This is a genomic window from Pontibacillus litoralis JSM 072002 (assembly GCF_000775615.1).
Taxonomy (GTDB): Bacteria; Bacillota; Bacilli; order Bacillales; family BH030062; genus Pontibacillus; species Pontibacillus litoralis.
The window spans coordinates 1-534 of sequence record NZ_AVPG01000072.1 but is presented as its reverse complement, the minus strand read 5'-3'; the positions used below and the strand labels follow the sequence as shown (position 1 = coordinate 534).

Annotated in this window: 1 pseudogene; it reads left to right on the top strand. The window is 38.2% G+C overall.

Annotated elements, in window-relative coordinates:
* Window positions 1-534: pseudogene (locus N784_RS17040) on the top strand (IS3 family transposase); the annotation flags it as partial.

Below are 534 nucleotides of genomic sequence, written 5' to 3'. Positions count from 1 at the left end.
AAAAGATGTGGATGCCATTCAAAAAGAGAACCTTCGCTTGAAACAGGAACTTGAAATCCTAAAAAAGGCTATGGCCATATTCGCTCGAAAGTAGATGACACGGATCTGACTGAGTTTATTACAGAACATAAAGATGTTTATCCTATTCGTAAAATGTGTGAAACCCTTGTCATACCTAAAAGTTCGTACTACCAATCGTTGTATAAAACAGAGTCAAATCGTGATCGAGAGAACCGTGAATTCACAGAAAAGATCATACAGATTCATGAAGAGAGTAAGAAACGATATGGTGCACCCAAGATTCATGAAATCCTTGAAAAACAAGGTCACAAGATCAGCTTAAACCGAGTTCAACGTCTAATGAAAAAGGCTGATATCCGATCCATCATTGTTAAAAAGTTCCGTCCGACACCTAGTAAAGAAAAGGTTGAAGAACGAGAAAACATAATTAACAGAGACTTCTCTACGACAACGATCAACCAAAAATGGGTTGGCGATATCACGTATATTCACATGCTTCGTGATGGCTGGTGT